The sequence below is a fragment of the Rhizorhapis sp. genome (genome assembly GCF_035276005.1).
GTDB lineage: Bacteria > Pseudomonadota > Alphaproteobacteria > Sphingomonadales > Sphingomonadaceae > Rhizorhapis.
Genome location: NZ_DATEMB010000057.1, coordinates 77,564 through 93,812 on the forward strand (window position 1 = coordinate 77,564; position 16,249 = coordinate 93,812).

A 16,249-nucleotide genomic window follows, 5' to 3' on the forward strand; every position below is an offset into this window, starting at 1 on the left:
GGTCATTCTTCCCCGCGCCATAATTGCCAATAATTTTCCCAGCGCCGCGCCAGTGCTTTCGGCCGCTCCGCAAGCAGCCGGGCACCGCTATGGAAAGACGCATCCGCAATATTCTCCTGAAGCTCGTGCGCCAGCCCGGAAATATGGCGGACAGCTTCGGCACCGCCATAATCGTGAGGGCGCTCCGCCAGCCGATGCTGCAACACCGCCATGTCGTGATGTTCCCCCAGAAGGTCGGCAAGCTCGGACAGGGCGGAGATGTGCACTTGCATCATCTCGGGCCAGATTTCGCGGAACAGCCGCGCTTGATAGGCATGATATTTAACGCGCTTGCGCCACTCATGCATGGCGTCCGGTGTAGGGTCGCGCCGGGCTTGCGCCATGGCGCCACGGGCGCGCTTCAGCATTTGGCAAAGGCCACCGGCAAAAGCCGCAAAGCCGTCGCCCTCAATGATCCACATCTGCGCCCGCTCCCGGGCCTGAACCATGCCGTTCCGGAAATCGGCGAGCCTGCCATCAAGGCCGCTGGACGTCCGCTCTTCCTTGTCCACGACCAGCCGTTCACGCAGGCCAAGCATGATGTCCGGGTCTGCATCCTTGCCGAAATGCTGGGCGATCCTGTCACAGCTATGGATCAGCACATCCTGGTCGCGAACACCGCTCAACATGCGGGCCAGGTCGCGAAAAGCGGCATTTTCCCGTGCATGATTGGACAGGCCCGGCCGCACCAGTTGGATAAGCGCCCGCAACTTCTTGCAGCGTTTCCTCACCTGGTGGACGATCTGCTCCGGCGTCAGTTCTTTGCCGTCAATCTCCGCCAGGGCAGCGTCGATCTGGCCGAGCGCCACCCGCCGGACCGCTACTTGCGCGGTCTTGTCACTTTTCTTGAAGTGAAAGGACATATCCGTCCTGTGGCCGTCCATCGCTCGTACCCCACGCCGATGCTGGTCGGGCCGCGACCATAGCATTGCAAATCGCCATTGGGGAGTCGCATTGGATGGGCTGCTTTCGAGGGCTTTGAAGACCGAATTAAAACAAACCCGCTCTTCGCCGTTTGCATGGAGAGACAGCATGCCCCGTCTGGGGTGGACCACGAAGAGGCTGACATGAAACGCACACGCATACTGGTAGTGGATGATTCCGTGACCATCCGGGCGATGATCGAAAGCGTCCTTGAGCAGGATCACCGGTTTGAAATTGTAGGCATCGCATCCAACGCCGAAAGAGCTGAACGGCTGATTGCCATCACCAATCCCGACGTCATCACGCTCGACATCAAGATGCCGGGAATGGACGGGCTGCAACTGCTTGACCGGATCATGGCGAGGAAACGCCGCCCGGTCATCATGCTGTCCAGCCTGACCGTGCGCGGCGAAAGGATCCGGGCCGAATGCCTGGAAAGAGGCGCTGCCGCATGCTTCAACAAGTCCCATATCTTCAGCGACGCCAAGGGCCTGATCCGCATGATCCATCTGGCCGCAACGGGCAGAGCTATTCGTGAGGAAGTGGCGGAACCGGCACTCGTCTGACCGGCGGAACGCAAGCACGGATCGTCTATTGGAGAAGGCCGATTTCCCGGAGCCGCTCCATAAGATAGGCATCAGCCATAATGGGTTCGGGATAGCGGTTCGGATGCGCCTCATCGACGCAATCCGGGAGCGTCCCGATCAGGAAATCCGGCCTTAAATGCAGGAAGAAGGGCATTGAATAGCGCGAATGGCCGCGCCTTTCCGGCGGCGGGTTGCAAACCCGGTGCGTAGTGGACGGCAAGCGGTGATTGGTCAGGCGCTGCAGCATGTCGCCAACATTTACCACCAGCGCCCCCTCCGGCGGATTGACGGGGAGCCAACGCCCTTCCCGGTCGAGCAATTCGAGGCCCGCCTCCTCTGCTCCCAGAAGCAGGGTGATCAAATTGATATCCTCATGCGCGCCCGCCCGGATTCCCGGCGCGTCCGCCGGCACTGGCGGATAATGAAGCAGCCGCAAAATGCTGTTGCCGTCCCGCACGGCATCGTCGAACCAGTCGCCCGGCAATCCCAGGTGAAGGGCGATCGCCGAAAGCAACATGCCGCCGACGCGGTCGAACTCGGCAAAAAGCCTTTGGAAGCATGGCTTGAAAGGCGCAATTTCGGCGGGCCACACATTTGCCGGCATCCGATCCGCAAAGGGATGGTCTTCCGGCAGGTCCCGCCCGACATGCCAAAACTCCTTCAGGTCATTTTCGGCCGCGTCTTTCGCTATTTCGGTGCGGTAAGGCGTATAGCCGCGCTGTCCCGCGCCACCCTGAATATGGTACTGGCGCTTGACGGCTTCTGGCAGCGCGAAGAAAGCCTTCGCCAGCGCCCAGCCCTGCTCCACCAGGCCCGAATCCAAGCCATGATCTTGCACCATGGCAAAGCCGAATCGCTCGAACGAGCTACCCAGCGCCTGCGCAAAGGCAGGGCTGCTTCCCCCGGACATGGACAGCACTGGGACCTGTTCGAGAATCGTGGACGGCATATGGGCTCCCTTTGCCAACCCCTATCCTGTTAAACGATAAGCCGATAGATTGTCGCCGCCATCGAAAAGGAGACAAGCGCCATGAGCGGACGGCAATATTGGCTGATGAAATCCGAACCCGATTGCTTTTCCTGGGAAGACCTTGTCGCGCAGGGCAAGGCGGAATGGGATGGCGTCCGGAATTTTCAGGCGGCCAGCAATATGAAGGCCATGAAAAGGGGCGATCTAGCTCTTTTCTACCATAGCCAGACCGGGCTCGAAGCCGTCGGCATCATGGAGGTGGTGGAGGAAGCCAAGCCCGACAGCACCGATGAAAGCGGACGCTGGGTGGCGGTGCATGTCGCTCCGAAAAAGAAACTCGCGCGCGGTGTTTCGCTCAAGGAAATGAAGGCAGATCCTGCCCTCGCCGAAATGAAAATGCTGCGGCAGGGCCGGCTCTCCGTCGCTCCGCTGACCCCTGACGAATATGACCGCATCGTGGAGATGTCGGAGGGGGGTTGAGCTGGGGCTTGGCGACCTCGAAAATCTGGAAATGCCAATTTCGGAGTGATTGATGGAAGAAAAACATAGCCGTCGTCCCTGCGAGGCAGGAGCCCCGGTGTTCTTCAGCATGGTAAGGAATAGCGGGTCCCTGCCTTCGCAGGGACGACGGCGATCCGTTCAGAGGAGATGCCCTTTTCCAACCCGAACCGCTCGCCGCAGTCAGGCCGCCCGCAACTCCTTCTGCACCTCCAGCCGCTTCATCTTCTCGATGAAGGTGGTCCGCTGCATGGAGAGCAAACGGGCCGCATCGGCGATCACGCCCTCTGCCTTGGCGAGCGCCGCCTCGATATATCGCCTTTCAATCTCGGCCAGATGCTGCTTCAGGTCAAAACCGGCCTCGCCGATTTCACAAGAGACAGTCGCCGCGCCACTGCGTGACGGCTCCGTCACCGCCTGTGTCGTGGGTGCATTGCTGTTGCGCCTGCGGAAGAGCGTATCGACTTGATCCGCGTTGATCTGCATATTGGGAAACAGGACGATCGCCCGCTCCACCACATTGCGGAGTTCCCGGACATTGCCCCGCCATTCATGCGTCAAGAGGCGCGCCATGGCCCCTGGAGTGAAGCCCAGAACCGTGTCGGCCGCGCACATCTTGCGCAGGAAGAATTTGATCAGTGGCGCAATATCTTCGGGGCGCTCCTTCAACGGCGGGAGCTGGATAGGGAAGACGCCAAGCCGGTAAAACAAATCCTCCCGGAACTGTCCCCGTTCGATCTGTTCTTCCAGATTTTGGTGCGTAGCCGAAATAATTCTGGCGTCCACATCAATCGGGCCTGAGCCGCCCACCCGCTCAATCTGGCGCGTTTCCAGGACACGAAGCAGCTTGACCTGCATGTCGGCAGGCATGTCACCGATCTCGTCAAGGAAGAGCGTACCCCTGTGAGCATCCTCGAACCGGCCCCGCCGCTGCGCAATGGCGCCGGTGAAGCTGCCCTTTTCATGACCAAAAAGCTCGGATTCCAGCAAATCGCGCGGAATGGCGCCACAATTGACAGCGACGAACCGCTGCTTGTGCCGCTGGCTTTCATGATGAAGCGCGGTAGCGACAATTTCCTTGCCGCTGCCCGAAGGCCCCGTGATCATAACCGACACATCGGAGGATGCCACTTGCCTGATCAGTTCCCTGATCCTGCAAATTGCTTCACTTTCACCGATCACAATATGATCCAGTGGCGCGCCTGCCACTGCATCCAGTTTCCAAGCTATTGTCATGCGAAGATTTGTTGCCCCCCGAATATTCGCATTGAATACCACCCCACGCGAATATTCATCGCGTAAGTTCCCAAAAAAATCCCTAATTGCAATAACTTTCTCGGCGTTCACCTTTTTGAACGAAAGAAAAGTGTGCTTCAAAGCTCATTGACTTTGGTTATTAGTATATTCGAAAATGATGATCTACCGATCTGATAACGATCGGCCGGACCGCTCAGCCTCGACCGCTTTTTATCATTTAATTCCCGTCGCCTCCGTCCGTTCTACCGCCAGGAGAAAAGGGCAAGAGGGGCTTTCCCAATGAAAAATCTAAGCATATCCGCCAAGATGATACTGGCCTTTGCCGGTCTTCTGGCGATGATCGCCGGAACAGGCGTTTTCGCGGTCATCAAGATAGCGGAAGTGAATGAGTTGTCGGCGCAGATGCGCACCCGTTGGCTTCCGGCCACGCAACTCATCGGCGATCTGCATGCCTATACGTCCCAATATCGCATTGCGCAGAGCGGCGTTGTGATGGCCAGCGATCCGGGCAGCATGCGCAAGGCGGAGATTCAGCTGAAGAACGCCAGCACTGCCATTTCGGGCCTGCTCACTGATTACAAGCCGCATGTGGCGACGCCTGAGCAAAAGGCTCTCTATGCCAATCTGAACGTCAACTGGGCTGAATATAGCAAGCTTACCGACCGGATGCTCGCCATGTCCAACAGCGGAGACGCCGTGGGTGCCACCGGCCTGTTCAAGGGCGAGGCGCTCGACATGTTTTACATGGTGGAGGACGATATCCTCCAGTTGGTCGACCTCAATGTGAAGGGCGGCGACGCTAATTCGGCGGAAAGCGACACAATCTTCAAAAAGTCACGGACCATGATTCTTGCTTCGCTGGGCGGGGCGTTGATTCTTTCATTCCTGCTCAGCATGCTGATGATGCGCGTGATTGCGCAGCCGCTGAAGCGGATGAGCCAGGTGATCTCTCGCGTCGTCGACGGCGATCTGAATGTCGACGTTCCAGGTAGGGAGCGGAGCGATGAGATCGGCCAGCTTGCAAAGGCGCTGGACAGCTTCAAGGCCCTGTTCGCGGCCGACAAGGAGCGCGCTGAAGCCGAGCAGGAGCGCAACCGCCAGACCCAGGCAACCATCGACGCAATCGGCGCCGGCCTCTCGGCCTTGGCCCAGGGCGACCTTACGTGCCAGGTCTCCGACGATGCCACAGGTCCGCTTGCCAAGCTCCATGTGGACTTCAACGAGGCTGTAAGCCACCTGCTCGCAACGCTGAGCGAAATTGTCGAGGGCTGCAACACCATCCGCATCGGCACCAATGAGATTGCCCAGGCGTCCGACGACCTCTCTCGCCGTACCGAGCGTCAGGCTGAATCCCTCGCCCGCACCTCGACGACGCTGGAACAGTTCACCGCCTCGGTCAAGCTCGCCGCCGACAATGCCCGGCTGACCAGCGAACGCGTGGCTAATGCCCGCAAGTCCGCTGAACAGGTGGACGCAACGGCCAAGCATGCCATCGAGGCCATGCGCCATATCGAAGCGTCCAGCAACGAAATGAACGCCATCATTTCCACGATCGACGCCCTGGCCTTCCAGACCAACCTGCTGGCGCTCAATGCAGGGGTCGAGGCTGCCAGGGCGGGCGACGCAGGCGCGGGCTTCGGCGTGGTCGCTGCGGAGGTCCGGCTGCTGGCACAAGGCTCTGCAGAGGCTGCGGCGAAAATCCGGGAGCTGGTCGCCACCTCCGGCGCCCAGGTCGCCAACGGCGTGGCGCTCGTCGAAAATTCCGGCGAAGCGCTGAAGCAGATTGTTGCGGAAGTGACACATGTCTCCGGCCTGATGGAGGAGATCGCGACGGCTGCCGAGCAGCAGGCGAGCGGCCTTCATGAGATCAGCGCCACCGTCGCTTCGATGGATACGGTGACGCAGCAAAATGCCGCGATGGTGGAGGAAAGCACCGCCGGCGCCCGCAACCTGTCCGCCGAGACCGAACGGTTGTTCGAGCAGCTTTCCTTCTTCGAACTGGGCCGCTCATCCGAGCAGCCTCAGCCAAAACCGGCGGCGAGAGCAGCCATGCCGGTGCAACATGGAAACCTGGCGCTCAAGACGCAGGAAGACGAATGGGAGGATTTCTGAAGAACCAAGCCGGATTAACCAACGTCACATAACCCATCTTAATTACACGAAAACTAGAGCTCTCCGTCAAAGGGAAACGGGGACATCAAAAAGGAAGACGAGGTCACGAATGTCCAAGAAAATCTTTGCCAGCCTGATTGCTGCCGCCGGAATTGCCGCCATTTCCACCCCCGCATTTGCGCAGAGCGCCGATTGGCAGCGCACCGTTGCCAAGCTCGTGGCTTCCAAGCAGACTTATCCTCGCGCTGCCCAGATGCGCGGTGATGAAGGCACGGCGAAGGTCAAGCTGACCGTCAGCGCTGACGGATCGGTCGCCAATGTCGAACTGGTCGCGCCCTCGGGCTCCTCGGTTCTGGACCGCGAGGCGCTGGCGCTCCCCGCAAAGGTCGGCAAATTCCCCGCTCCTGCCGGCGGTCCCGCGTCGGTCGTACTGCCGCTGACCTGGAAACTGATGTAAGTTTTTCCGCTTCCGACGGAACATGGAAACGCGCCCTGGAAACGGGGCGCGTTTTCCTTTTTGCTGAACGCACCCGATTACCTGCTCCGAGAGCGTAGCAAACATCCCCACTTGCCATTGGGCGTGACCACGATAGGGAGGCGAAATGACCCAGAAACATGCACCAGACTCTGCCCTGCTTGCGAAGGCGGAAACGCTGACCGAGGCGCTGCCCTATATGCAGCGCTATGCCGGCAAGACCTTCGTGGTCAAATATGGCGGCCATGCCATGGGAGACCCGGAACTGGCGCGCGACTTTGCCGAAGATGTCGTGCTGCTTAAGGCGGTGGGGATCAATCCGGTCGTCGTCCATGGCGGCGGACCGCAGATCGGCGCGATGCTGAAGCAACTCGATGTCGAATCGGAATTCATCGACGGCCTGCGCGTGACCGATCGCGAGACCGCACGGGTGGCGGAAATGGTGCTCTCGGGCGCCATCAACAAGGAACTGGTCAGCTGGATCGGTCAGGCCGGCGGCCGTGCGGTGGGCATTTCCGGCAAGGATGGAGGTTTTGTCACCGCTACCAAGGTCCGCAGGACGCAGAAGGACCCGGACAGCAATATCGAACGAATTGTCGACCTGGGCTTCGTGGGCGAGCCGAGCCATGTCGATCGCAGCCTGCTCGACACAATCAGCTCGGCGGGCATGATCCCGGTGGTCGCGCCGATCGGGATTGGCGAGGACGGACACACGTACAACATCAACGCCGACACCATGGCGGGGGCGGTGGCCGCAGCGATGGGCGCATCCCGCCTCTTCCTTCTGACCGATGTGCCAGGCGTTCTCGACAAGAAGGGCAATCTTCTGACGGATCTTTGCCCCAGCGATATTGGCGCGCTTCGCGAGGACGGCACCATCTCGGGCGGCATGATCCCCAAGCTTGAAACCTGCGTGCAAGCGGTGGAGAGCGGCGTCGACGCGGCAGTGATCCTGGACGGACGCGTTCCCCATGCAATGCTGCTGGAAGTCTTCACCAGGCGCGGCGCAGGTACGCTGGTGCGCGTTTGACAACCGCCTTACCCGTACAATACAGCCGGTCCAGGCCCTGAAGCGGAGAAATCGATGCTGGTCGCGATAATTCAGATCATAAATATCCTGCTCAACGTCATCTGGTGGATCATCATCATTCAGGCCATTCTGTCCTGGCTGATCGCGTTCAACGTCATCAATACCTATAATGATTTCGTCCGGAACGTGCTCTATGCCCTCGACAAGATAACAGCGCCCATCTACCGCCCCATCCGGCGGATCATGCCCGATCTGGGCGCGCTCGATCTTTCACCATTGGTGGTCCTGCTTGCGATCTACATTCTTCAGCAGGTCATATTGCCGCAAATCTACTATTCCGTGGCTTGAGCCTTGTCCGTCCCCTGGCGGCGTGATGGCGCGGACCTGATTCTGTCGATCCGGTTGACGCCGCGTTCCTCCAGGGATGGGATGGGCGGCGTCTGGCAAGACGCACGGGGCGCCGCCTGGCTAAGCGCGAATGTCCGGGCGGTTCCGGAGAAAGGAAAGGCCAATGCCGCCCTCCTCAAGCTGCTTGCAAAAGAATTGAACCTTCCGGTGTCGGCGATTTCGCTGGAAACGGGCGACACATCACGGCTAAAGCGGGTCCGCATCGCGGTCGAGGTCGATCCGCTTATAGCCAGACTCCAGCATTTGACAGGTGGAACATGAAAGTGGGACGCATCATTGACGGAAAGGCTTTTGCCGCGCGCTTGCGGGAAAAGGTCGCAACTGGCGTGGAAAGCTTCGCGAGGCAAACGGGCCGCAAGCCCGGCCTTGCCGTGGTCCTGGTCGGTGAAGATCCAGCGAGCAGCGTATATGTCCGCAGCAAGGGCAAGGCGACCGCAGCCGCGGGGATGGAAAGCTTCGAATTCAAGCGCCCCGCCACGATCAGCCAGGACGAACTGCTCGAGCTCGTGGACGAGTTGAACGGCGACGATCGCGTCGACGGGATATTGGTGCAATTGCCCTTGCCGGGGCATATCGACGACAAGGCCGTCATTGCGGCCATTGATCCCGCCAAGGATGTGGACGGCTTCCATGTCGTCAATTCCGGGAAGCTGGCCATTGGTGAAGAGGCACTCGTCCCCTGCACGCCGCTCGGCTGCCTCATGTTGCTGAAGGATGAACTTGGCGACCTTGACGGTTTGGAGGCTGTGGTGGTCGGCCGCTCCAATATCGTGGGAAAGCCCATGGCGCAGCTCCTGCTCAAGGAAAACTGCACGGTCACCCTGGCGCACAGCCGCACCCGCGACCTCGCTTCGGTGGTCCACCGCGCCGACATCGTGGTGGCGGCCGTTGGCCGGCCGGAGATGATCAAAGGCGACTGGATCAAGCCCGACGCGGTTGTCATTGACGTCGGCATCAATCGGGTCACCGACCCAGAAGAAGGAAAAACCAGCCTTGTCGGCGATGTCGCCACATCCGAGGCCCTAAGCCATGTTCGCGCCATCACCCCCGTCCCTGGCGGCGTGGGCCCGATGACGATTGCCGTCCTTTTGCGCAATACATTGGTCGCGGCCTCGCAGCGCGCAGGGCTGCCGGCGCCTGAAGGGGTGTGAAGGGATATTGGGAAGGGTGAAGTTCCTCCGCCCCTGCCAAGGCAGGAGCGACGACCATCTTTCTTGCCCTTTTTACCAACACGACCACTCCGCATGAGGAGAAATCAAGCTGCTTGAGCTCTTCATCTCTGCCTTCGTCACCTTCTTCGTAGTGATCGACCCGCCGGGCTGCGCGCCCATTTATGCCAGCCTGACGAGCGGTGCGTCACCGGCTCAGCGCCGGACAATGGCCTTGCGTGCCGCGGGCATCGCCACAGTCATTTTGCTCGCCTTCGCGCTCATTGGCGAAGACCTGCTCCGGACGTTGGGGATAAGTCTCAACAGCTTCCGGATCGCTGGTGGCGTCATGCTGTTCCTGATCGCCCTCGATATGGTGTTCGAGAAACGCACCCAGCGAAGGGAAGATCGCGCGCAGAGGATCATCGACACGCCCGAGGTGGAGGATGTTTCCATCTTTCCCATGGCCATGCCGATGATTGCGGGTCCGGGCTCCATCGCCAGCGTGATGCTGATGATGGCGCGCAGCGAGGGCATTCAGGAAACATTGGTGGTGCTGGCCGCGATGGCCTGCGTGCTGCTCCTGATGCTTTTGTCCCTCCTGGCGGCCGGGCCGCTGATGCGTGTCCTGGGACAGAAGATCGAAGCAGTGATCACCCGGCTGCTGGGCGTACTGCTCGCAGCGCTTGCCACCCAGTTCGTGATCGACGGCGTGAAGGTGAGCTTTGGCTTGTAGCGCCGCCAATTGCCTATGGTTCTGTAAGGGTTTTCCCCCTCCCCGCCAAAGGGGAGGGAGAAAAGAGGTTCAGGAAGCCGCGACGTCGCCTTGCGTCACTGGCACGATCTTTATCTCGACACGGCGGTTCTGGGCCTTGCCATCGGCTGTCGCGTTGCTGGCGATCGGCTGGACCTCACCAAAGCCGCGCGTCGCCATGCGTGCCGACTGGACACCCTGCAGGCCAAGATAATTTGCCACCGATTGGGCACGGCGCTCGCTAAGGCCCTGATTATAGGTATCCGATCCATCGCTGTCAGTGTGGCCATATACGTCGATATAGGTGCTGGGATAATCTTTCAGCACCTTCGCGACATCGTTCAGCACTGGCTGGAACTGCGGCTGGACGTCGGCACGGTCATAGGCAAAGGTGATGCCTGACGGCATGCGCAGCATGAGATTATCGCCTTCACGGATCACGTCCACGCCGGTTCCAGCCGTTTCCTCGCGCAATTTCTTTTCCTGCGCATCCATATAAGCGCCAATGCCCGCGCCAGCGACGGCGCCAATGCCGGCGCCCACGATCTTTTCGGTACGATCCCGCTTGCCGCCAATCAGATCGCCCAGGAAATAACCGCCGACAGCGCCAGCGACCCCGCCGATTGCGGCACGGGAAATGCGCTTGTTGCCGGTCTCCGGATTGGTGGTGCAGGCACCAGTCAGCACTATCGCGCCGAGGGCCGCCGCACCTAAGATCTTGTGACGAATAAGCATTCTATGCTCCTTTTTCAGCGTTCCCTTTTTTGGAGGGACGTGCAGGCAACGGTCCTGCAAAGCCGTTAGTTCCACATCCGAATTGAATGGAGGATGAGAGGCTTGTTGTGAAATTGAAAGAAAATCGCCAATAAGGCCCGATCATGACCCCATTTCCGTGGATCGACGTTGCGATCATCCTGGCGCTGATCGCGCTCAACGGCCTCTTCGCCATGTCGGAGCTTGCCATCGTATCGGCCCGCAGGCCACGGCTTCAGTCGCTGGAGAAAACAGGGAAAAGGGGCGCAAGGACAGCACTGGATCTCGCCGCCGATCCGGGCAGGTTCCTTTCCACCGTGCAGATCGGCATCACCCTCATCGGCATCCTCGCCGGTGCCTATTCCGGCGCCAGCCTTGGCCGTCCGGTCGCCGAACGCCTAGCATTGCTAGGCCTCGAACCCGACACCGCCCAGACCGTAGGCTTTGCGCTGGTCATCACGCTTGTCACCTATTTCTCGCTCATCGTCGGCGAGCTCGTGCCAAAGCAGTTCGCGCTCCGTGCGCCTGAACGGATCGCCGTGGTCATGGCCGCTCCCATGCTTTGGCTCGCACGGATCACCGCCCCGCTGGTGTGGATTCTGGACGGCAGCAGCGCACTCATTTTCCGCCTGCTTGGCATGAACCGCGAATCACGAAGCCATGTGACGGCGGAGGAACTTCACCTCATCGTAGCCGAGGCGAGCAAGGTCGGTGTCATCGAGGAAAGCGAGCGAGCGATTATTTCCGGCGTGGTTCGTCTCGCCGACCGGCCAGTCCGCGAAGTCATGACTCCGCGTACCGAAGTCGACTGGATAGACGCCGATGCCGACGCCCAGGCAATCCGCTCAAGGCTGCTGGAAAGCCCTCATACCAGGCTTCCGGTCGCAGAAGGTTCGGTAGAGGATATCATCGGCGTGGTGCAAGCCCGCGACATCGTCTCCGCGCAATTCCGTGGGGAGAATCTCGACCTGCGGCAATTGATGCGCCGCGCAGAGGTGGTACCGGACCAGCTCGACGCAATGGACGCGCTCGATCATCTTCGGAAGGCCGAGGTGCCGATGCTGCTGGTCCATGACGAATATGGTCATTTTGAGGGGATCGTAACACCCACCGATCTCCTCACCGCGATCGCGGGCGAATTCGCATCCGATCAGGATATCGGTTCTGACCCTGCGTTGGTGGAACGGGAGGACGGCAGCATGCTGGTCTCAGGCCAGATGCCCGCTGACGCCCTTGCCGAGCGCCTCGGCATCACCCTGCCTGAGCATCGGGACTATGCAACCGTCGCGGGCCATGCCCTGTGGGTGCTCAAACATTTGCCGCAGGTCGGAGAATATTTCCACGATCAGGGCTGGCGCTTCGAGATTGTCGACATGGACGGCCGCAAGATCGACAAACTGTTGGTGAGCGAGGAATAACCGTTCCTGGTGAACGGGGAATACCCGTCGTCCCTGCGAAAGCAGGGACCCCGATTCTTCAACCGGCGCAGTCCCCAAGGATAGCGGTTCCCGCCTGCGCAGGAACGACAGAGAGCGCACAAACGCCACTCTCCCCCAAAAAGCCTGCGACCAAGCGCTCCCGCCCCAGGCGGGAGCACCCTTGAACTTACCGTGCCTCAACCAGGGCGGGCGTATCCGAAAACCCCCACATGCGCTCCAGATTATAAAAGCTGCGCACTTCCGGGCGGAAGAGGTGGACAATCACGTCGCCCGCGTCGATCAGCACCCAGTCAGCCGCCGGCAAGCCCTCGATACGGACATTGCGGCCAGCTTGATGCTTGATGCGCTCGGCGAGCTTTTGCGCCATGGAGGCAACCTGACGGGTCGAACGGCCCGATGCGATCACCATATGGTCGGCGATGCTGCTCTTGCCTTGAAGCGGGATGGATACGGTTTCCTGCGCCTGATCGTCGTCAAGCGACTGGAGCACCAACTGGTGCAGGGCTTCAACAGAAGCGGCATCACTGGCCGCGTCGTTGGCTGCTAAGGGTTTTGGCAATTTACCTCCTTTGCCTTTACCAGGAAACGCGTCACGCGGTCGCGCTGCACGCGGCCGTTCATGTCGAGATGCCAATTTGGGTTAGCCTGCCGCAGCAGGGTTGCCGATCTTGGATCTGGGCGAAAGCGCAAAAGCACAAGCGCCGGCGGTCTCCAATCCGTCCATCGAGTCTTGTGGCTGGCGGGCCGGACGAAGCGCCGCAGCCAGCCCATTGCGACAGCCGCATGGGCAGCGTGATCATAACCCGGACGGGCAATGACTGCAATCGGGATCGTCCGCGATATGTCCCGCCAGCGCCTCCATTGATGGAATTGCAACAGATTGTCCGCCCCCATGATCCAGATAAAGCGCCGCTTGGGGTAGCGGCGCACTAGCTTTTTCACCGTATCGGCGGTGTAGCGGGTGCCAAGCCGCTGCTCTATGGCGGTAGGCCTGATACGGCTGCGCCTCGCCTGACGCTCGGCCGAAGCCAGCCGCGCGGAAAGCGGCGCCATTCCGCTTTCGCCCTTCAGCGGGTTGCCCGGCGATACAAGCCACCACATCTCATCGAGGCCAAGCGCCTTCATCGCAAAAAGCGAAATGGCCCGATGCCCTGCATGCGCGGGATTGAAGGAGCCACCGAGAAGGCCGGTTGTGGAACTCTGCATGCAACCGTCTATCGCGGTTGAAGCCCTTGGTTACAATAATGATTAATGTCCGGACGCGCAGGGAAGCGCGCCCGGACCAACGCCTCACCGCTCGACAGCGCGCGTATAGAGGTGCCATGTGGCATAGCCCAAGACCGGCAGCACCACCGCAAGGCCGATGAAGAAGGGAAGCGAGCCCAGCACCAGCAGAAAGGCGACGATAAAGCCCCAGGCGAGGATCACTCCGGGATTGTGCAAGGTGACGCGGACGGACGTCCGCACCGCCTCTGGCACATCCGCCTTGCGGTCGATCAGCATCGGGAAAGACACGACGCTGATCGCCAGCACGACGACGGCGAACATGAAGCCGACCAAATTACCGACGATGATCATCGCCCATCCTTCCGGCGTCGTGAACACATTGCTCAGGAACTGCCCCAAAGAATCGGGAAAGATCGTCCAGGCTGCGGGTTGAACCGGCCCAAGAGTGGCCGCATAGACGGCCCAGGCGGCCGCAAGCCAGAGGACATAGATACCGAACTGCACCGCAGTCAGCGCCGCTATGGACGGCATCGCCGGGCTCTTGAATTCAAGGAAGAAATGCCGCCAACTGGCGTTCATATGCCGCTCACGCCGCCGCGCCAGTTCGTAGAAGCCGCTGGCAACCGCCGGTCCCATCAGCGTAAGGCCCGCAACCAGCGGAAAGATGATCGGCAAAAGCGCCCAGTTCCGCGCAATCGCAATCGCAAAGAAACCGACGATCGGATAGATGAAGCCGACAAAGACCAGATCGCCTCGCTTGTCGAGGAAGTCTTCCCAACCCTGCCGAAGCGAGATCCGCAAATCATCGAAGGTCAATTTTCGTATCCGGGTTTCCGGAATGCCCCTGTCCATATGCGCATGATGGGTACTGATCATATGTCACCTCTCGCATGCTGAGTGCGGCCCATTCACAGACCGCCTGCAAGCCGGCGTGCCATATCCGCGCCCTTCGCCTTTGGCGGGCGTCTTATCCGAACCATTACCCATGAACAGCCGGCGCGGGCATCCTACGCCCGGCAAGTCGATGGGGCAATGGGGTTGCTGGAGATATGCGGCGGCTGGAAAAAAGGCGACTCCCCGTCAATCATAGCTCAGCGCGCCATAGCCTTCTTCCACATGGTCGCTGAACTTGGTGATCTTCGCGTCGAAGCGCAGCTTGACCTTGCCGGTGGCGCCGTGACGCTGTTTGGCGACGATGAGCTCCGCGAGACCAAAGACCCGCTCCATCTCCATCGCCCATTTTGCGTGGTCGTCGAAAATCTTGGCATCATCCCCGTCCATCGGCCTGCGCGGTTCGCGGGCGGCGACATAATAATCTTCGCGAAAGACGAACAGCACCATGTCGGCGTCCTGCTCGATCGAGCCTGACTCGCGGAGGTCCGAAAGTTGCGGCTTCTTGTCCTCGCGCTGCTCGACCGCGCGGCTGAGCTGCGATAGCGCCAATACAGGAACATTCAGCTCCTTCGCCAGCGTCTTCAATCCGCGGCTGATTTCGGAGATTTCCTGCACACGATTATCGCCGCCGCGCGAAGAGCCCTGCAGCAGTTGCAGATAGTCAACCACGATGAAACCGACATTGTGCCGGCGCTTCAGCCGCCTCGCACGGGTGCGGAGCGCAGCGATGGTGAGGCCCGGCGTATCGTCGATGTACAGCGGCAGGTTCTGCAGTTCGCGCGCGGCGCGCGAAAGATTCTGGAAATCCGCCCTGCTGATCTTGCCCATGCGCAGCGCTTCGCCGCTGATCCCAGACTGTTCGGCAAGAATACGGGTGGCGAGCTGATCGGCCGACATTTCCAGGCTGAAGAAAGCAACCGGCGCTCCCATATTCTTGGCGTCGTCGATTCCGTCCTCCTTGTCGCGGACGTAACGGATGGCGGCATTATAGGCGATGTTAGTGGCAAGCGAGGTCTTGCCCATGCCCGGCCGGCCCGCGAGAATCATGAGATCGCTATTATGAAGGCCGCCGATCTTCTCGTTGAGGCCGGTAAGCCCGGTGGTGATACCCGACAGGTGCCCCCCGCTTGAGAAGGCGCGTTCGGCCACTTGCACCGCCATTGTACTGGCCTGAAGGAAGCTTTTGACGCTGCCCCCCTCCCCTTCGCCTTCAGACACGCGGTAAAGTGCTACCTCCGCCGCCTCGATCTGCCCCAGCGGGTCCACATCTTCGCTGGTGTCGAGCGCCTTCTCCACAAGATCGCGCCCAACGCCGACAAGTTCGCGAAGCAACGCCAGATCATAGATCTGGGTCGCAAAATCCCTTGCCCCGATCAGCGCCGCGCCATTGCCGGTAAGCTGCGCCAGATAGGCCGGACCGCCCAACTCCTTCAGCGCCTCGTCCGCTTCCAGCAGGGGCTTCAGCGTGACCGGATTGGCCACCATATTCCTGTCGAGCAATTTCAATATGGCGTCGTAAACGCGCCCATGGACCGGCTCGAAAAAATGCTCCGAACGCAGCTTCAACTGCACGTCTTCGGCGATTCGGTTGTCGATCATCAGCGCGCCGAGCAGCGCTGCTTCTGCCTCGACATTGCGCGGCAGGCTCTTTTCCCCCGCATCGGGCGGTGCAACCAGTCTTATGTTCTCGGCCATGCCCCCTCATCTACCCATATTTCCGGGTAGACAAGAGGG

18 protein-coding genes are annotated in these 16,249 nt (G+C 60.3%); 10 read left to right on the plus strand and 8 right to left on the minus strand.

The genetic code is table 11. The features are described from left to right. Positions 1-2: 2 nt before the first annotated feature. A complete protein-coding gene (locus VJS46_RS12720) occupies positions 3-902 on the minus strand; it encodes a CHAD domain-containing protein (RefSeq protein WP_324060430.1) in 900 nt (299 codons plus the stop codon). 204 nt (positions 903-1,106) lie between these two features. Between VJS46_RS12720 and VJS46_RS12725 the strand changes: the two genes are divergently transcribed. Further along, on the plus strand, positions 1,107-1,529 hold the full coding sequence (locus VJS46_RS12725) for a response regulator (RefSeq protein WP_324060431.1): 423 nt from the start codon (positions 1,107-1,109) through the stop codon (positions 1,527-1,529). Positions 1,530-1,554: 25 nt separating this feature from the next. On the opposite strand, the gene VJS46_RS12730 is transcribed toward VJS46_RS12725, so the two are convergent. Then, positions 1,555-2,499 carry an isopenicillin N synthase family dioxygenase gene (locus tag VJS46_RS12730; protein ID WP_324060432.1) on the minus strand — a complete coding sequence of 315 codons (945 nt, stop codon included), beginning with the start codon at positions 2,497-2,499 and terminating at the stop codon, positions 1,555-1,557. An 81-nt stretch (positions 2,500-2,580) separates the two neighbouring features. On the opposite strand from VJS46_RS12730, the gene VJS46_RS12735 reads away from it, so the two are divergent. Continuing rightward, a complete protein-coding gene (locus VJS46_RS12735) occupies positions 2,581-3,000 on the plus strand; it encodes an EVE domain-containing protein (protein ID WP_324060433.1) in 420 nt (139 codons plus the stop codon). 201 nt (positions 3,001-3,201) lie between these two features. On the opposite strand, the gene VJS46_RS12740 is transcribed toward VJS46_RS12735, so the two are convergent. Continuing rightward, positions 3,202-4,254, minus strand: coding sequence for a sigma-54 dependent transcriptional regulator (locus VJS46_RS12740; RefSeq protein ID WP_324060434.1), 1,053 nt, complete (start codon positions 4,252-4,254; stop codon positions 3,202-3,204). Between the two features lie 300 nt (positions 4,255-4,554). On the opposite strand from VJS46_RS12740, the gene VJS46_RS12745 reads away from it, so the two are divergent. From VJS46_RS12745 to VJS46_RS12775, 7 genes are all read left to right on the plus strand, one after another. Next, a complete protein-coding gene (locus tag VJS46_RS12745) occupies positions 4,555-6,387 on the plus strand; it encodes a methyl-accepting chemotaxis protein (protein ID WP_324060435.1) in 1,833 nt (610 codons plus the stop codon). Between the two features lie 109 nt (positions 6,388-6,496). Beyond that, positions 6,497-6,844, plus strand: coding sequence for an energy transducer TonB (locus VJS46_RS12750; protein WP_324060436.1), 348 nt, complete (start codon positions 6,497-6,499; stop codon positions 6,842-6,844). A 145-nt stretch (positions 6,845-6,989) separates the two neighbouring features. Further along, positions 6,990-7,892, plus strand: coding sequence for an acetylglutamate kinase (argB, locus tag VJS46_RS12755; RefSeq protein ID WP_324060437.1), 903 nt, complete (start codon positions 6,990-6,992; stop codon positions 7,890-7,892). 54 nt (positions 7,893-7,946) lie between these two features. After that, the gene (locus VJS46_RS12760; RefSeq protein ID WP_324060438.1) at positions 7,947-8,240 is read left to right on the plus strand and encodes a YggT family protein; all 294 of its coding nucleotides are present in this window, start codon (positions 7,947-7,949) and stop codon (positions 8,238-8,240) included. 3 nt (positions 8,241-8,243) lie between these two features. Beyond that, the gene (locus tag VJS46_RS12765) at positions 8,244-8,561 is read left to right on the plus strand and encodes a DUF167 family protein (RefSeq protein ID WP_324060439.1); all 318 of its coding nucleotides are present in this window, start codon (positions 8,244-8,246) and stop codon (positions 8,559-8,561) included. Continuing rightward, entirely contained in the window at positions 8,558-9,451 is an 894-nt protein-coding gene (gene folD, locus VJS46_RS12770; RefSeq protein ID WP_324060440.1) for a bifunctional methylenetetrahydrofolate dehydrogenase/methenyltetrahydrofolate cyclohydrolase FolD, read from the plus strand. The genes VJS46_RS12765 and folD overlap by 4 nt, the downstream gene beginning before the upstream one ends. A gap of 109 nt (positions 9,452-9,560) precedes the next feature. After that, entirely contained in the window at positions 9,561-10,184 is a 624-nt protein-coding gene (locus VJS46_RS12775; protein WP_324060468.1) for a MarC family protein, read from the plus strand. A 69-nt stretch (positions 10,185-10,253) separates the two neighbouring features. Here the strand turns inward: VJS46_RS12775 and VJS46_RS12780 are convergent, their stop codons facing one another. Beyond that, positions 10,254-10,937 (minus strand): OmpA family protein, encoded by a 684-nt coding sequence (locus tag VJS46_RS12780; protein ID WP_324060441.1) that lies wholly within the window; start codon positions 10,935-10,937, stop codon positions 10,254-10,256. Between the two features lie 143 nt (positions 10,938-11,080). Between VJS46_RS12780 and VJS46_RS12785 the strand changes: the two genes are divergently transcribed. After that, a complete protein-coding gene (locus VJS46_RS12785) occupies positions 11,081-12,373 on the plus strand; it encodes a hemolysin family protein (protein ID WP_324060442.1) in 1,293 nt (430 codons plus the stop codon). Positions 12,374-12,560: 187 nt separating this feature from the next. Here the strand turns inward: VJS46_RS12785 and rsfS are convergent, their stop codons facing one another. The 4 genes from rsfS to VJS46_RS12805 all read right to left on the minus strand — a co-directional run bounded on the left by rsfS (position 12,561) and on the right by VJS46_RS12805 (position 16,210). Continuing rightward, complete coding sequence (gene rsfS, locus VJS46_RS12790) at positions 12,561-12,953, minus strand: ribosome silencing factor (protein ID WP_324060443.1); 393 nt, start codon at positions 12,951-12,953, stop codon at positions 12,561-12,563. Then, complete coding sequence (locus VJS46_RS12795; protein ID WP_324060444.1) at positions 12,938-13,600, minus strand: nicotinate-nucleotide adenylyltransferase; 663 nt, start codon at positions 13,598-13,600, stop codon at positions 12,938-12,940. The genes rsfS and VJS46_RS12795 overlap by 16 nt, the downstream gene beginning before the upstream one ends. Before the next feature lie 84 nt (positions 13,601-13,684). Then, complete coding sequence (locus VJS46_RS12800; RefSeq protein ID WP_324060445.1) at positions 13,685-14,497, minus strand: DUF2189 domain-containing protein; 813 nt, start codon at positions 14,495-14,497, stop codon at positions 13,685-13,687. A 204-nt stretch (positions 14,498-14,701) separates the two neighbouring features. Further along, a complete protein-coding gene (locus VJS46_RS12805) occupies positions 14,702-16,210 on the minus strand; it encodes a replicative DNA helicase (RefSeq protein ID WP_324060446.1) in 1,509 nt (502 codons plus the stop codon). Positions 16,211-16,249 lie beyond the last annotated feature (39 nt).

What these genes read in the sequence shown, in the direction of transcription:
- VJS46_RS12720 (WP_324060430.1), bottom strand. Translation starts at nt 902, where the DNA reads ATGTCCTTTCACTTCAAGAAAAGTGACAAGACCGCGCAAGTAGCGGTC.
- VJS46_RS12750 (WP_324060436.1), top strand. Translation starts at nt 6,497, where the DNA reads ATGTCCAAGAAAATCTTTGCCAGCCTGATTGCTGCCGCCGGAATTGCC.
- VJS46_RS12735 (WP_324060433.1), top strand. Translation starts at nt 2,581, where the DNA reads ATGAGCGGACGGCAATATTGGCTGATGAAATCCGAACCCGATTGCTTT.
- VJS46_RS12795 (WP_324060444.1), bottom strand. Translation starts at nt 13,600, where the DNA reads ATGCAGAGTTCCACAACCGGCCTTCTCGGTGGCTCCTTCAATCCCGCG.
- VJS46_RS12740 (WP_324060434.1), bottom strand. Translation starts at nt 4,254, where the DNA reads ATGACAATAGCTTGGAAACTGGATGCAGTGGCAGGCGCGCCACTGGAT.
- folD (WP_324060440.1), top strand. Translation starts at nt 8,558, where the DNA reads ATGAAAGTGGGACGCATCATTGACGGAAAGGCTTTTGCCGCGCGCTTG.
- VJS46_RS12805 (WP_324060446.1), bottom strand. Translation starts at nt 16,210, where the DNA reads ATGGCCGAGAACATAAGACTGGTTGCACCGCCCGATGCGGGGGAAAAG.
- VJS46_RS12785 (WP_324060442.1), top strand. Translation starts at nt 11,081, where the DNA reads ATGACCCCATTTCCGTGGATCGACGTTGCGATCATCCTGGCGCTGATC.
- VJS46_RS12725 (WP_324060431.1), top strand. Translation starts at nt 1,107, where the DNA reads ATGAAACGCACACGCATACTGGTAGTGGATGATTCCGTGACCATCCGG.
- VJS46_RS12745 (WP_324060435.1), top strand. Translation starts at nt 4,555, where the DNA reads ATGAAAAATCTAAGCATATCCGCCAAGATGATACTGGCCTTTGCCGGT.
- VJS46_RS12800 (WP_324060445.1), bottom strand. Translation starts at nt 14,497, where the DNA reads ATGATCAGTACCCATCATGCGCATATGGACAGGGGCATTCCGGAAACC.
- VJS46_RS12760 (WP_324060438.1), top strand. Translation starts at nt 7,947, where the DNA reads ATGCTGGTCGCGATAATTCAGATCATAAATATCCTGCTCAACGTCATC.
- VJS46_RS12780 (WP_324060441.1), bottom strand. Translation starts at nt 10,937, where the DNA reads ATGCTTATTCGTCACAAGATCTTAGGTGCGGCGGCCCTCGGCGCGATA.
- VJS46_RS12730 (WP_324060432.1), bottom strand. Translation starts at nt 2,499, where the DNA reads ATGCCGTCCACGATTCTCGAACAGGTCCCAGTGCTGTCCATGTCCGGG.
- argB (WP_324060437.1), top strand. Translation starts at nt 6,990, where the DNA reads ATGACCCAGAAACATGCACCAGACTCTGCCCTGCTTGCGAAGGCGGAA.